Consider the following 14,451-nt stretch of genomic DNA (forward strand, 5'->3'; position numbering starts at 1 on the left):
GAGTCATGTCGAATATTTTCGTGATCGCCAACCAGAAGGGTGGGGTCGGCAAGACCACCACCACGGTGAATCTTGCGGCCGGTTTGGCCGCGCAAGGGCAGCGCGTGCTGCTGGTCGACCTCGACCCGCAGGGCAACGCCTCGATGGGCTCGGGCATTGACAAGCACACGCTCGAATTCAGCGTCTACCAAGTGCTTGTTGGGCTGGCGACGATTCCGCAGGCGCGCCAGCGCTCCGAGGCCGGGCGCTATGACGTGTTGCCCGCAAACCGCGACCTGGCCGGCGCCGAAGTCGAGCTGGTCGATCTAGAGCATCGCGAAAACCGCCTCAAGCTTGCGCTCACCGAGGTAGAAGCCGACTACGACTTCGTCCTTATCGATTGCCCGCCGTCGCTGTCGCTGCTCACGCTCAACGGCCTGTGTGCCGCGCACGGCGTCGTCGTGCCGATGCAGTGCGAGTACTTTGCGCTCGAAGGCCTGTCGGATCTGGTGAACACCATCAAGCAGGTGCACGCCAACCTGAACCGCGAGCTCAAGGTGATCGGTCTGTTGCGTGTGATGTTCGACCCGCGCGTGACGTTGCAGCAGCAGGTATCGGCGCAGCTCGAATCGCATTTCGGCGACAAGGTGTTCAAGACGGTCATTCCGCGCAACGTGCGTCTGGCCGAAGCGCCGTCGTACGGCATGCCGGGCGTGGCGTTTGACGTGGCATCGAAAGGTGCCAGGGCCTATCTGGATTTCGGCGCCGAGATGATCGCGCGCGTGCGGCAGATGGCGGCCGAGATGCCGGCCTGAGCGGTAAGAGGAACAACATGAGCACGATGAAGAAAAAGGGACTGGGCCGAGGCCTCGAAGCGCTGCTCGGCAGTCCCGCCGAGATTGTCGAAGCTGCCAAGCAAGAGGGCGCGCCCACTGTGCTGAAGCTGGAGCAGATGCAGCCCGGCAAATATCAGCCGCGCACGCGCATGGATGAAGGCGCGCTGCAGGAACTCGCCGCGAGCATCCGCGCGCAGGGCCTGATGCAGCCGATTCTGGTGCGCAAGGTGGAGTCCGACGGCACCAAGCCCAAGTACGAAATCATCGCGGGTGAACGCCGCTTCCGCGCATCGCGCCTTGCGGGCCTGACCGAAGTGCCCGTGCTCGTGAAGGACGTGCCGGATGAATCGGCCGCCGCCATGGCGCTGATCGAAAACATCCAGCGCGAAGATCTGAACCCGCTGGAAGAGGCGCAAGGCATCGCGCGCCTGGTGCGTGAATTCCAGTTCACACATGAGCAAGCGGCGGAATCGGTGGGGCGTTCGCGCAGTGCGGTGTCGAACCTGCTACGCCTACTGAATCTCGCCCAGCCCGTGCAGACCATGCTGATGGCCGGCGACCTGGATATGGGCCACGCCCGTGCGTTGCTCGCCGTTGATGGTGCTACGCAAATCACATTGGCCAACCAGATCGTCAACAAGCGCCTGTCGGTCCGAGAGACGGAAAAACTGGTGGCGTTGACGCTCAAGCCGTTTGAGCTGAAGTCACTGAAGCAGAAGGGCGGCCACCAAGGCGGCCGTGACGTCGCGCGCCTGGAAGAGGAATTGGCTGATCAACTGGGCCTGGGTGTACAGATCAAGCTGGCAGCGAAGGGCCGTGGTCAGTTGACCGTGCAGTTCAGCAGTCTCGACGAGTTCGACGGGTTGCTGGCGCGCCTGCGTCCCGATGGCGACGAAGAGGCTGCCTAAATTTCGCCTGCGGCAGTTTGACGCATGTACGTGGAGCTGGCGTCGTTGCGCCATTTGTGGGCAGCCATTTGGCACGGAATTGGTGCGATTACCTCGCGCGTCATCGACGCTGAGTGTCGCCAGCACCATCATGGAATCAACGGGGTGCCGCTCCATCAGGCGGGTTCGGTGCCCCGGCAACAGCACCGCATTGCGCGCACCGCATGGAACGCGCCAGCGCGGAGTGCTGTCGAAGGCGCCCGCACGAGCGTTCGCTTGCGCGTTGACTGGCGAACGCCATGTCCCGTAAAATCGTGCGGTTTTAAATCCGCCTGACCCAAAGCGGTGCGGCATGATGAAAGCACATTCTTCCATGCAGCCAGCCGACCGGCAACGGCCCGATTCTTACGCTTCGTTGAACGCCGCCCGGCCTGCGTCGGTGCAGGACCCGAAGCTCGATAGTTGGGACGATGAGGAGAAGGCGGAGCCGCCGGTGCATGTGCTGTCCCATGACGAGGCGGTCGCCCTGTTCGGTGAGCAGGCGCTGCAGGCCTCGCGTATCACGCCCTTTTCCATCGTGCTCGGCCAGGTGGCCATCACACTGTTGTGTGCGCTCGCTTGGTATGTCGGCAGTTGGTTCACGGGCATGGGCGCTGCGTCAGCGGGCGAGGCTGCGCTTTCTGCTCTATTGGGTGGCGGCGTGTGCGTGGTGCCTTCGGCATGGTTCGCGATGCGGCTGTCGACGGCCAAGGGGTTCGAATCCATCGCCCGTCTTGTGGTGGGCGAAGCGATCAAGGTGCTTGGCACGGTCGCGCTGCTGGTGATCGTGGTGGTTGTCTTCAAGGGCCTGCATTGGCCGCCCTTGCTGATCACCCTGATCCTGGCACTCAAGATGTATTGGGTCGGTCTCGCGCTGCGATAGCGCGTTGAGTCGGCTCCAGCCCACCGCGACACGGCGGGCACACTGGACGTGTTGGCATGTAGCGGGAACCTGAGGCAGGAGAAGCCCCGGTTCATTGCGCTGACACTCCGCAAGAATAAGGTGGCGCGTTCCGGCCGCGTGCAGTCCGCGATCTCCAGGAGGAACCTGGTTGAATCGGGCGCGAGTCGGAACGGGTCACGAAGAATGTTTCGCAATATTGGACTGAATCATCATGGCAACTGAAGTCGCAGAAGCCGCCGGCCACGCCGCCGAGCACGCTCTTACGCCTTCCGCGTATATCGCGGAGCATTTGCAGAATTTCAATAGCATCGGTGGCAAGCAGGCCTCCGTCGTCGACTTCTCTGTCATCAACTGGGACACGATGTTCTGGTCCGTGTTGATGGGCCTGATCGGCATCATCTTCCTGGGCATCGCCGCACGCCGCGTCACCTCCGGCGTCCCTGGCCGCTTCCAGGCTTTCGTTGAACTCGTCGTCGAGATGGTCGATGACCAAGCCAAGGGCATCATCCACGGCGATCGTTCCTGGATTGCTCCGTTGGCGCTGATGGTCTTCGTGTGGGTCACGCTGATGAACGCAGTCGACTTGATCCCCGTGGACTGGGTCACGGGCGTCAACCACCTCCTCGGTACCTTCGGTGTGCACGTGCCGCACCACCGCGCGGTGGCCACGGCTGACCTGAACGGTACGTTCGGCATGTCGTTCGCCGTGCTGATTCTGATGATCTACTACAGCTTCAAGATCAAGGGCGCTGGCGGCTTTGCGCACGAGCTGCTGTCAGCACCGTTCGGCGCCAAGTGGTACCTCGCGCCGTTCAACCTGATCCTCAACATCATTGAATTCCTCGCCAAGGCTGTGTCGCTGGGCATGCGGTTGTTCGGCAACATGTACGCGGGCGAACTGGTGTTCCTGCTGATCGCGCTGCTTGGCTCGATCTGGACGTTCGGTGCTGACACGTCGGCACTGGGTTTCGTGGGTCACGTGGTGGCGGGTGCAGTGTGGGCGATCTTCCACATCCTGATCGTGCTGCTGCAAGCCTTCATCTTCATGATGCTGACGCTGGTGTATATCGGCCAGGCACATGAACACCACTAAGTAGTTGCGGTTCAGGTTCTCCGGTTCCGTTTGATTTTTCCAAGTTCTCAAGTTCTTAGTCTTTCACGTAAAAGGGAGTCATCATGCAAGCATTTCTCGCCAACATCCAAGGTCTGACCGCCATCGGTATCGGCATCATCATTGGCCTGGGTGCTATCGGCGCCTGCCTCGGCATCGCACTGATGGGCGGCAAGTACATCGAAGCCTGCGCACGTCAGCCTGAACTGATGAACCCGCTGCAAACCAAGATGTTCCTGCTGGCTGGCCTGATCGACGCGGCATTCCTGATCGGTGTTGGTGTGGCCATGCTGTTCGCGTTCGCCAACCCGCTGCTGTCGGTCATCAAGTAATTCTTTTCGGTCTGCATGATGCCGGAGGCGGCCTGGGTGAACGCTACGCGTGACCCTCGCCGCTTCGTGCATTGATCCGTAGTCTCAATACCGAAAGGAACACACCATGAACCTGAACGCCACACTCGTCGCGCAGATGGTCGTGTTCTTCATCCTGTGGTGGGTTGTTGCCAAATTCATTTGGCCGCCCCTGGTGAAGGCGCTCGACGAACGCGCGAAGAAAATCGCCGATGGCCTGGCCGCTGCCGATAAGGGCAAGGCTGAGCTGGAGCTGGCCAACAAGCGGGTCGACCAGGCACTGACCGAAGCGCGCAATGAAGGCGCGCAACGCATCGCGGACGCTGAAAAGCGCGCCCAGATGAGCGCCGACGAGATCAAGCAAAACGCCCAGGCCGAAGCCGCGCGCATCATCGCGCAAGCCAAGGCAGAAGCCGAGCAGCAAACCGTGCGCGCGCGTGAATCGCTGCGTGACCAGGTTGCTGTGCTGGCCGTCAAGGGTGCCGAGCAGATCCTCAAGCGTGAAGTCAATGCGCAGGTCCACACCGATCTGCTCAATCAACTCAAGGCTGAGCTGTAATCATGGCAGAACTCGCAACCGTTGCCCGTCCGTACGCAGAGGCGCTGTTCCGCGTGGCGAAGGCCGGCAATCTGGGTGCATGGTCTGAGCTCGTGTCGGAGATGGGGCAAATTGCCGCCGTGCCCGACATGAAGGCAGTCGCCGATGATCCGAAGCTCTCCAAAGCCGATGTGGCGGGGATCTTCCTGTCGGCGCTGAAATCTCCGGTTTCGCATGAGGCGAAGGAACTGGTTGGCCTGCTGGTGGCCAACAAGCGTCTGTCGCTGCTGCCGGAAATTGCCGCGCAATTCCATGTGCTGCGGAATGCCAGCGAAGGCGCCGCCGACGTCGAGATCACCAGTGCGTTCCCGCTTGAGGGCGCGCCCCTGACCGAACTGGTCGCCACGCTCGAACGCAAGTTCGGCAAGAAGCTGCAGGCTCACGTGAGCGTCGATCCTTCGTTGATCGGCGGCGTGCGTGTGCAGATTGGCGACGAAGTGCTCGACACCTCGGTGCGCGCGCGCCTGACGCAGATGCAGTCTGCGCTGACCGCCGCGTAATGCTGTTTCGCGAGGCGCCGATGCAATCGACGATATCGCGCCCGCAGACAGATTGAAGAATTAGGAGCATTCGATGCAACTGAACCCCTCCGAGATCAGCGACCTGATCAAGACCCGTATCGAGGGCTTGAAGGCTGGCGCTGACGCAAAGAACACCGGCACGGTCATTTCCGTGACGGACGGTATCTGCCGCATTCATGGCCTGTCGGGCGTGATGCAAGGCGAAATGCTGGAATTTCCGGGCAACACGTTCGGCCTCGCGCTGAACCTCGAGCGCGACTCTGTCGGCGCTGTGGTGCTGGGTGAATACGAGCACATTTCCGAAGGCGACGAAGTCAAGTGCACGGGCCGCATTCTGGAAGTGCCGGTTGGCCCGGAACTGCTGGGCCGCGTGGTCAACGCACTGGGTCAGCCGATCGACGGCAAGGGCCCGATCAACGCCAAGAAGACGGACGTGATCGAAAAGGTCGCTCCGGGCGTGATCGCACGTCAATCGGTGAGCCAGCCGGTGCAGACCGGTCTGAAGTCGATCGACGCAATGGTGCCGATCGGCCGTGGCCAGCGTGAGCTGATCATTGGCGACCGTCAGACCGGCAAGACCGCTGTGGCAGTCGACGCCATCATCAACCAGAAGGGCAAGGGCATCTTCTGCGTGTACGTGGCAATCGGCCAGAAGGCTTCGACGATCGCCAACGTGGTGCGCAAGCTCGAAGAGCACGGCGCGCTGGACTACACGATCGTGGTGGCTGCTGCCGCTTCCGACTCGGCTGCCATGCAGTACCTGTCGGCCTACGCCGGCTGCACGATGGGCGAATACTTCCGCGACCGCGGCGAAGACGCCCTGATCGTGTATGACGATCTGACCAAGCAAGCTTGGGCGTACCGCCAGGTTTCGCTGCTGCTGCGCCGTCCGCCTGGCCGTGAAGCTTACCCGGGCGACGTGTTCTATCTGCACTCGCGTCTGCTGGAGCGTGCTGCACGTGTGAACGCCGAGCACATCGAGAAGATCACCAACGGTGAAGTCAAGGGCAAGACCGGTTCGCTGACCGCACTGCCCGTGATCGAAACGCAGGCCGGCGACGTGTCGGCATTCGTTCCGACCAACGTGATCTCGATTACCGACGGTCAGATCTTCCTGGAAACCGACCTGTTCAACGCAGGTGTGCGCCCCGCAATCAACGCCGGTATTTCGGTGTCGCGTGTGGGTGGTGCCGCTCAGACCAAGGTCATCAAGAAGCTGTCCGGCGGTATCCGTACCGACTTGGCCCAGTACCGTGAACTGGCTGCGTTCGCGCAGTTTGCTTCGGACCTGGACGAAGCGACCCGCAAGCAGCTCGAGCGCGGCCGCCGCGTGACCGAACTGCTCAAGCAGCCGCAATACCAGCCGCTGCAAGTGTGGCAGCTGGCCGCGTCGCTGTACGCAGCCAACAACGGCTTCCTCGACAACGTGGACGTGAAGGACATCCTGGCTTTCGAAAAGGGCCTGCACGACACGCTGAAGACGAAGTACGCCGACCTCATCAACCGCATCGAAGATACGAAAGATCTTTCGAAGGAAGATGAAGCTGCCCTGCGTGCCGCGATCGAGGATTTCAAGAAGTCCGCCGCGTTCTAACCGCGTCATTCCCGAAACTGGTCGCGCGTAGCCTGCGTGACCAGGTTTGAACGGAGAGGAAGAAATGGCCGGAACAAAAGAAATCCGCACCAAGATCAAGAGCGTGCAAAACACGCGCAAGATCACCAAGGCGATGGAAATGGTCGCCGCATCCAAGATGCGCAAGGCGCAGGAACGGATGCGCGCTGCCCGCCCGTACGCTGAGAAGATCCGCAACGTGGCTGCGCACATGGCACTGGCCAATCCGGAGTACAAGCACCCGTTCATGGTTGCGCGCGACGTCAAGCGTGCCGGCCTGATCGTGGTGACGACGGACAAGGGCCTGTGCGGTGGCTTGAACACAAACGTGCTGCGTGCCGTCACCACCCAACTGCGCGATCTGCAGAACAAGGGCGTTGAGACGCAAACCACCGCCATCGGTACCAAGGGTATGCAGTTCCTGGGCCGCGTCGGTGCGAAGGTGGTCTCGAACGTCGTGCATCTGGGCGACACGCCGCATCTGGAAAAGCTGATCGGCGCGATCAAGGTGCAACTGGACGCGTTCAACGCAGGCCAGATCGATGCCGTGTACCTCGCGTACACCCGCTTCATCAACACGATGAAGCAGGAACCGGTGGTCGAGCAGCTGCTGCCCCTGACCGCCGACAAGCTCGCACAGAGCGATGCCGAGAAGCAGGCCTACTCGTGGGATTACATCTACGAGCCGGACGCACAAACGGTGGTCGACGAGCTGCTGATCCGCTACGTCGAGGCGCTGGTGTACCAGGCGGTGGCCGAGAACATGGCGTCCGAGCAATCGGCCCGGATGGTTGCGATGAAGGCGGCTTCGGACAATGCGAAGAACGTGATCGGCGAACTGCAACTGGTCTACAACAAGACCCGTCAGGCAGCGATCACGAAGGAACTGTCCGAAATCGTCAGCGGCGCAGCGGCAGTCTGATAGCCACGGCAAAGAATCAAGTTATTGGAGATACAAATGAGTATCGCAAACGGAAATATCGTGCAGTGCATCGGCGCCGTGGTGGACATTCAGTTCCCGCGCGACGCGATGCCGAAGGTCTACGAGGCGCTGGTGCTGGATGACAGCAACGACGCTTCGTTCGCCGAGAAGGGCCTGACCTTCGAAGTGCAACAACAGCTGGGCGACGGCGTGGTGCGTACCATTGCGCTGGGTTCGTCCGACGGTCTGCGTCGCGGCATGCGTGTGGCGACCACTGGTGCGCCGATCTCGGTGCCGGTCGGTCACGGCACGCTGGGCCGCATCATGGATGTGCTGGGTCGTCCGATTGACGAAGCCGGCCCGATCGCCTGCGACGAAAAGCGCGCGATTCACCAGAAGGCCCCGAAGTTCGACGAGCTGTCGCCGTCGGTGGACCTGCTGGAAACCGGCATCAAGGTGATCGACCTGGTCTGCCCGTTCGCCAAGGGCGGTAAGGTTGGTCTGTTCGGTGGCGCCGGCGTCGGCAAGACCGTGAACATGATGGAGCTGATCAACAACATCGCCAAGCAGCACTCGGGCTTGTCGGTGTTTGCTGGCGTGGGCGAGCGTACCCGTGAGGGCAACGACTTCTACCACGAAATGAAGGACTCCAACGTGCTCGACAAGGTGGCCATGGTGTTCGGCCAGATGAACGAGCCGCCGGGCAACCGTCTGCGCGTGGCGCTGACCGGCCTGACGATGGCCGAGCGCTTCCGTGACGAAGGCCGTGACATCCTGTTCTTTGTCGACAACATCTACCGCTACACGCTGGCCGGTACTGAAGTGTCGGCACTGCTGGGCCGTATGCCTTCCGCCGTGGGCTATCAGCCGACGCTGGCTGAAGAAATGGGCAAGCTGCAGGAGCGTATTACGTCGACCAAGACTGGCTCGATCACGTCGATCCAGGCCGTGTACGTGCCTGCCGATGACTTGACCGACCCGTCGCCGGCAACGACCTTCCTGCACCTGGACTCGACCGTCGTGCTGTCGCGTGACATCGCTGCACTGGGTATCTACCCCGCAGTGGATCCGCTGGACTCGACCTCGCGCCAGCTCGACCCGCAAGTGGTTGGCCAGGAGCACTACGAAGTCGCCGACCGCGTGAAGAAGACGCTGCAGCGCTATAAGGAACTGCGCGACATCATCGCGATTCTGGGCATGGACGAACTGTCGCCGGAAGACAAGCTGGCCGTGGGCCGTGCTCGTAAGATCCAGCGTTTCCTGTCGCAGCCGTTCCACGTGGCCGAAGTGTTCACGGGCTCGCCGGGCAAGTACGTGCCGCTGAAGGAAACCATCCGCGGCTTCAAGATGCTGGTGGACGGCGAGTGCGATCACCTGCCGGAACAGGCGTTCTACATGGTCGGCTCGATCGACGAAGCCTTCGAGAAGGCCAAGAAGCTCCAGTAAGAGCAACGTCTGGCGCCGCGCGTAAGCCGGGGCCAGTACTGGCTTCCTGAGGCCCATTCAGGAAGCCGCTTTTCTGAGCAAAGGAATCGAGATGGCAACCATTCATGTAGACGTCGTCAGCGCTGAGCACGAGATCTTCTCCGGCAATGCCAAGTTTGTGGCGCTGCCCGGCGAAGCCGGCGAGCTGGGCATTCTGCCCGGTCACACGCCGCTGATCACGCGCATCAAGCCGGGCGCCGTGCGCATCGAGAAGGAAGATGGCGGCGAAGAGTTCGTGTTCGTTGCCGGTGGCATTCTCGAAGTGCAGCCGAAGAAGGTGACCGTGCTGGCCGATACCGCAATCCGCGGTCACGACCTGGACGAAGCCAAGGCGAACGAAGCCAAGCGTGCGGCCGAAGAGGCGCTCCAGAATCAAAGCAGCGATCTGGATCTGGCCCGTGCGCAAGGTGAACTGGCCGTGGCCGCTGCGCAGCTTGCAGCGATCGCGCGCCTGCGTCGCAAGCGCTAAGCAAGTGTGTGTTGGCCGGTGTCATCGGCCGGCGCAGACGAAAAAGCAGCCCCGAAGGGCTGCTTTTTTTTGCCTGCGAACTGGCGCGGCACTTGGTCAGCGGTGCTCACCTTCGCGCTTTTCTTCACCGCGATTGCCTTGCGGATGCGGTTGGGCTTCGTGGTGTTCCTGCCGAGGCGGTTGGGTCTGCGGTTGAGGTTGCGGCGGACGGGCCTCAGGCGGACGCGGCTGGACCTGCGGTTGCGGCGGGCGCATCTCAACGTGCGGTTGCGGTGCGGGACGCGGGGCTTCCATGTGCGGTTCCGGCCGGCGCTGTTCAGGCTCCGGGCGTGCGCGCATCTGCGGCGGCTCGTTGTGCGGACGCTCCTGCATGACCGGTGCCGGGTTGCCGTTGAAGCGATTCGGCTCCTGGCCACCGCGTTGCGGTTGCGGTTGAGGACGCTGCGCTTGTGGTCCGGGCTGCGGCAGTTGCGGACGCGGTTCGAAGGCGCGGCGCTCGTCACGCGGTGTACCGGGCGCGCCTTCGCGCTGCGGCGGACGCGTCGTCATGCCGGCCGGGCCTTGTGGTGCAGGTGCAGTCTGCGGTTGCCCCGGCCGCTCCTGCGGTGCGGCGGCACCCGGCAACGGGCGTGGACGGTTGATCGCGTCGGGGGCCATGAGGGCCCGCGGAGCCGGTCCAGGCTGGCCGCCATGCTGCGCCGGTGTGCCCTGCGGGTTCGGGGAGCCCATCAATCCTTGCGGACCATTCGGGCCGTGTTGTTCCGCCGGTCGGCCTGGCTCGTTACCGGCGTGTGCGGGCATATTCGGCCCGTTCGACCCACTCGGTGCGGCGCGAGTCAGCCGTAGACCCGCGGCCTGTGCAGCCGCGGGTGGGGTCGGAATTCCCATATTGGCGTGACCCCGCACCGGCGCAACGCGGGCTCCCACGTTGCCGCCCGTCCACGCCGGGCCAGCGCCCGGGACCGCACCACCTTGGGAGCGGAACCGTTCTGCCAACGCATCGTGCCCGCCTGCCGGCACGGCGGGTGCGCGCACCGCAATCGCCTGACGTGCAAACGCCTGCGGCGGCGGCAACTGATGCGGCCCGCCATTGGCCGCTGCGCCCACCAGGCTGGCACGCACTGGTGCCAACGCCGGCGTCGACACAAACTGCGCGTGCGCCATCTGCGCGCGCAGTTGTTCCGGCCGCAGATGCGTCATGGCGGGGCCGACCGGCTGGCCGTTCACGAACGTCTTGGCGGGCACGGCAGTCAGGGCGGCCGGGTTGTTCGCGTTGACGTACGTGACCCGGTTCACGTTTCGAACGTTGGTCACGTTGGTGTTGTTGATGATGGTCTTGTTGACCGTAACGTTGTTCACCACCACCGTGCGGTTGATGTTCGTCACGTACGTCGGGCTGGCCGCGTACACGGGGCGATATGCCTCGCCCGGCGCAAGCGGGAACCACGCCACACCCGGCGAGCCGATCGAGATGTTGATCCCCCAGCTCACGCCGCCGCCACCTCCGCCGCCCACGAAACCGACGAGTGCCGGCGCATAGACCGGACGCGGCACCACCGGCCCGGGCACCCAGCACCAGGTGGAGCCGACATACGCCCAACGGCCGTAGTGGAAAGGCGCGAAACCCCACGGCGCGTCATCGACCCACGTCCAGCCCCAGGGCGCTACCCACGCCCAATGGCCTGTGCGATACGGGGCCCAGCCGGCGGGCACGGCACGCGGTACCCACACGGCGCCATAGCCGTCTTCTTCACGCCATGTGCCGTTGTCGTCGAGGGCTTCGTAACCGGTCATTTCGCGGCCGACGTAGCGGGCGGACATGGAAGCGTCTTCGCGGGCATCGCGCGATTCCGCCCAGCGGTCGAAGGCGTCGCGGCCCGGGTTGTCGGTGCCGCCGGCCTCGGCGAGGTCGGTGCCGCCAAAGCGGATTTGCTGACCGGCGCCCAGCGGTGCGGAGCGGTCATCGCCGTAGGCTGTGCCCTGGCCATGCCACACGGTGACGGTCGTGCTGGAGCCATCGGGTGCGACGTCGAGACGGTATTCGCCCGGTGCCTGCGGTGTGAAGGCTAGGTTGGGCGTGTCGATCTCGATGGTTTGGTCGGCGGGCAGCGAACGCACGCGAACCGACAGGGCGCCTTGGGTGAGTTTCACCTGGGTGTTGCGGTCGTCCAGGTCGACGAGTGTGGCGCCGGTGTTCTGGCCCAGGCGCAACGCCGTGGACCCGACGTGCAGCTCGCTGTGGCTGCCCTGGTCCGACCACAGGCGGTCGCCAGTGGTGAGCGGGCGGTTGAGCGAGGCGCCGGCCCAATCATCGGAGCCGGCGGGCGCGAAGCTCACCGTGCCGGAAAAATCCGACAGCCGCGCCACCCGCGAAGCCGGATCAGCGGCCATCGCAGCCTGCGCACCGCAGACGAGCAGCACGGCGGCAACACCTACCGCGCGCAACACATGCGGCAGCCGTACACCGGAGAGCGGAGAACGACGGGAAAGATTGGACATGATGAGCCCTCGTTTTTATGGCGGCCTGTGCCGCGTGGATGTCTCCATTTAACGCGGCAGGCGTCGAGGGGTCGACTTGCCTTTGTAAGAGCGTGTTTCGTAACGCGGGAAGCCGATAGACGGATCGGCCGCACCCAGAGCGCTGGGGAAAGGCGGGAAGCAGGCGGGCAGGCGCGCGAATTGCGCGCACAAAAAAAAGCGCGCGGGCCGGGGAGCACCGCGCGGACGGGAAATCCCTTCGAGGGGTCAATTCGAAAGGAGGGGGTAACCTTGCACCCGGGGACTGTGTCGCCGCCGTCGCGGGCCTGATATAGCGCACAACAATTGGACACAAACGCTGGGGTGCGAAGGCATTGTGGGTGACGGGGTGGCCCCGAGGCGTAACAAAGTGTGTCGGATTGCAATCGAATGCAAGCGCGGTAAAAGCCGCTTCGTGTGAGCTCAAAAGCGCCTGGAGGGGCTGCTCAGGGAACGCCTGCTGCACCTGCACAGTCCCATCGCTTTGCCGCTTAGGCAGACGGGGCTTGGGAAAAGGCGAACCAGCGGGGGGTGTCCTAGTCTGGGGTGTCGGGTTCATAGGAGGGAGGCATGCACAGGCATGCGATGCACCATGTGTTGCAGAAGTCGAGAGCAGTGGGCGTTTTTGTTACCTTGATGGGGGCACTCAGCGCGGCGGGCGCCGCACAGGCCGGCATCGAAGGGGCTTCTGCTCCCCCTAGTGCGTCCGCGAGTGCGCCAGCCGCCTCCGCACCTGTTGCTTCTGTGCCAACCGTCCCTCTTGCAAAAACGAAAGAGCAGCCCGAGCGCCCGGCGGGCAGTTTCTGGCAGGGCGCAGTAGGAAAGGGCGCCGACAGCCCTGGCTGGAACGTCTGGTTGAACGTGTACGACCCGCCACCCAAAGAGCAGGACAAAGACAAGGACCCCGTGGCCGACACGCTGACCGGCGAAGCCTACGATGACCGCCCCCAGGGCCGCGCCTTCTGGACCATCGAAGGGCGCAATGTGCCCGAGCGCCGCTTCGTGTGGCGCGAGCGCGCAGAAGCGCTTGATGCGGCCGGCCAGTCCGTCGTGCGCGAGGGCGGCACGCTCTCCGGTGCGCTGTCGGCCGACGGTACCACCGCCGCCGGCACCTGGAGCGACGGTGGCCGCAGCCAGCCCTTCACGTTGCAGCGCGTGGCGCGCTATCAGGAGGCCACGGGCGCCTCCGGCCAAGCCAAGCTGACCGAGCGCTACCCGGTGACGGGCGATGCCGCCATCGACGCGCTGATCCAATCGCTGCGCGTGCGCAAGTGCGACCAATACGACACCGAATGCGTCATCCGCATCAGCGCCGTCGGCCTGGGCGACACCGTGAGCCTCTTGCGCATGGTGTGGGCCTACAGCGGCGGCGCGCACGGCAACTACAGCTTCACAGCCGGCAACTGGCGACGCGGCGCGCAGGGCTTTCAGCCCATCGCCTTGGCCGATGTGCTGAACCCCACATCCGCCTGCCTGCAGAGCTTCAATACGCAGATTGTCGATGCGCTCAAGCGCGAAGGCGCACCCGATGCGCCGCGCGGCGCCCTCAAGGAGCGCGATCTGCGTAACGCCGCGTTTCCGTTTACGCTGCAAGGTGACCGCATCGTCGTGCACTACGGGCCGTATGAGGTCGGTCCGTATTCGTCGGGCGCCTTCCGTGCCGCCGTGCGCTTCGATGACCTGGGCTCCGCATGCAAGCGGCCCACAACCTGATTGCACCTGCATCGCCAACCATGTCCGCCAATCCTTCCTACGTCGACGAGCAAGACACCATGCGCCGGCTGCTGTCCGGCAAGACCATCGCCGTGGTCGGGCTGTCGCCGCGTCTCACGCGGCCCAGCTATGACGTGGCGCGCTATCTGCAGCAGGCCGGCTATCGCATCGTGCCCGTCAACCCGCAGCACGCAGGCGAAGACGTGCTCGGCGAGCCTTGCTACGCCACGCTCACCGAAGCGGCGACGACGCTTGCCGCCGCCGGCCAGCGCATCGATCTGGTCGATATCTTCCGGCGCTCAGAACAGGTTCTGCCCGTCGTACAGGAAGCCGTGACGCTCGGCGTGGGTGGGATCTGGGTGCAGCTCGGCATCGTGAATGACGAGGCGATGGCCGTGGCGCGCAACGCCGGCATTCCGGCCGTGCAAGACCGCTGCACGAAGATCGAACACTGGCGACTCGGTGTCGGCGAGCAAAAATGAATGCCGCTCCAACGCCTTGTGACAAA

14 protein-coding genes are annotated in these 14,451 nt (G+C 63.7%); 13 read left to right on the top strand and 1 reads right to left on the bottom strand.

Annotated elements, in window-relative coordinates:
• Positions 1 to 5 precede the first annotated feature (5 nt).
• From BG83_RS0113500 to BG83_RS0113550, 11 genes are all read left to right on the top strand, one after another.
• Positions 6 to 794, top strand: coding sequence for a ParA family protein (locus BG83_RS0113500; protein WP_024977227.1), 789 nt, complete (start codon positions 6 to 8; stop codon positions 792 to 794).
• Between the two features lie 17 nt (positions 795 to 811).
• Positions 812 to 1,723 (top strand): ParB/RepB/Spo0J family partition protein, encoded by a 912-nt coding sequence (locus BG83_RS0113505; protein WP_024977228.1) that lies wholly within the window; start codon positions 812 to 814, stop codon positions 1,721 to 1,723.
• 352 nt (positions 1,724 to 2,075) lie between these two features.
• On the top strand, positions 2,076 to 2,624 hold the full coding sequence (locus BG83_RS0113510; RefSeq protein ID WP_024977229.1) for an ATP synthase subunit I: 549 nt from the start codon (positions 2,076 to 2,078) through the stop codon (positions 2,622 to 2,624).
• Between the two features lie 232 nt (positions 2,625 to 2,856).
• Positions 2,857 to 3,738 carry a F0F1 ATP synthase subunit A gene (gene atpB, locus BG83_RS0113515; protein ID WP_024977230.1) on the top strand — a complete coding sequence of 294 codons (882 nt, stop codon included), beginning with the start codon at positions 2,857 to 2,859 and terminating at the stop codon, positions 3,736 to 3,738.
• An 83-nt stretch (positions 3,739 to 3,821) separates the two neighbouring features.
• Entirely contained in the window at positions 3,822 to 4,088 is a 267-nt protein-coding gene (atpE, locus tag BG83_RS0113520) for a F0F1 ATP synthase subunit C (protein WP_003262709.1), read from the top strand.
• Between the two features lie 106 nt (positions 4,089 to 4,194).
• Complete coding sequence (locus BG83_RS0113525) at positions 4,195 to 4,665, top strand: F0F1 ATP synthase subunit B (RefSeq protein ID WP_024977231.1); 471 nt, start codon at positions 4,195 to 4,197, stop codon at positions 4,663 to 4,665.
• A 2-nt stretch (positions 4,666 to 4,667) separates the two neighbouring features.
• On the top strand, positions 4,668 to 5,204 hold the full coding sequence (locus BG83_RS0113530; RefSeq protein WP_009239555.1) for a F0F1 ATP synthase subunit delta: 537 nt from the start codon (positions 4,668 to 4,670) through the stop codon (positions 5,202 to 5,204).
• Positions 5,205 to 5,277: 73 nt separating this feature from the next.
• Positions 5,278 to 6,819 (top strand): F0F1 ATP synthase subunit alpha, encoded by a 1,542-nt coding sequence (atpA, locus tag BG83_RS0113535; RefSeq protein WP_024977232.1) that lies wholly within the window; start codon positions 5,278 to 5,280, stop codon positions 6,817 to 6,819.
• A gap of 64 nt (positions 6,820 to 6,883) precedes the next feature.
• Positions 6,884 to 7,759 (top strand): F0F1 ATP synthase subunit gamma, encoded by an 876-nt coding sequence (atpG, locus tag BG83_RS0113540; RefSeq protein WP_024977233.1) that lies wholly within the window; start codon positions 6,884 to 6,886, stop codon positions 7,757 to 7,759.
• 42 nt (positions 7,760 to 7,801) lie between these two features.
• Positions 7,802 to 9,205 (top strand): F0F1 ATP synthase subunit beta, encoded by a 1,404-nt coding sequence (atpD, locus tag BG83_RS0113545; protein ID WP_024977234.1) that lies wholly within the window; start codon positions 7,802 to 7,804, stop codon positions 9,203 to 9,205.
• Positions 9,206 to 9,296: 91 nt separating this feature from the next.
• On the top strand, positions 9,297 to 9,713 hold the full coding sequence (locus BG83_RS0113550; RefSeq protein WP_009239559.1) for a F0F1 ATP synthase subunit epsilon: 417 nt from the start codon (positions 9,297 to 9,299) through the stop codon (positions 9,711 to 9,713).
• Positions 9,714 to 9,809: 96 nt separating this feature from the next.
• Here BG83_RS0113550 and BG83_RS0113555 read toward each other — a convergent pair whose 3' ends face one another.
• Entirely contained in the window at positions 9,810 to 12,212 is a 2,403-nt protein-coding gene (locus tag BG83_RS0113555; protein ID WP_024977235.1) for a DUF6600 domain-containing protein, read from the bottom strand.
• A gap of 588 nt (positions 12,213 to 12,800) precedes the next feature.
• Here BG83_RS0113555 and BG83_RS0113560 point away from each other — a divergent pair.
• Both BG83_RS0113560 and BG83_RS0113565 read left to right on the top strand, forming a co-directional pair.
• Entirely contained in the window at positions 12,801 to 13,943 is a 1,143-nt protein-coding gene (locus tag BG83_RS0113560) for an RsiV family protein (RefSeq protein WP_024977236.1), read from the top strand.
• Positions 13,944 to 13,963: 20 nt separating this feature from the next.
• Complete coding sequence (locus BG83_RS0113565) at positions 13,964 to 14,425, top strand: CoA-binding protein (protein WP_024977237.1); 462 nt, start codon at positions 13,964 to 13,966, stop codon at positions 14,423 to 14,425.
• Positions 14,426 to 14,451 lie beyond the last annotated feature (26 nt).

This window comes from Ralstonia pickettii, assembly GCF_000607165.1.
GTDB classification, from domain to species: domain Bacteria; phylum Pseudomonadota; class Gammaproteobacteria; order Burkholderiales; family Burkholderiaceae; genus Ralstonia; species Ralstonia holmesii.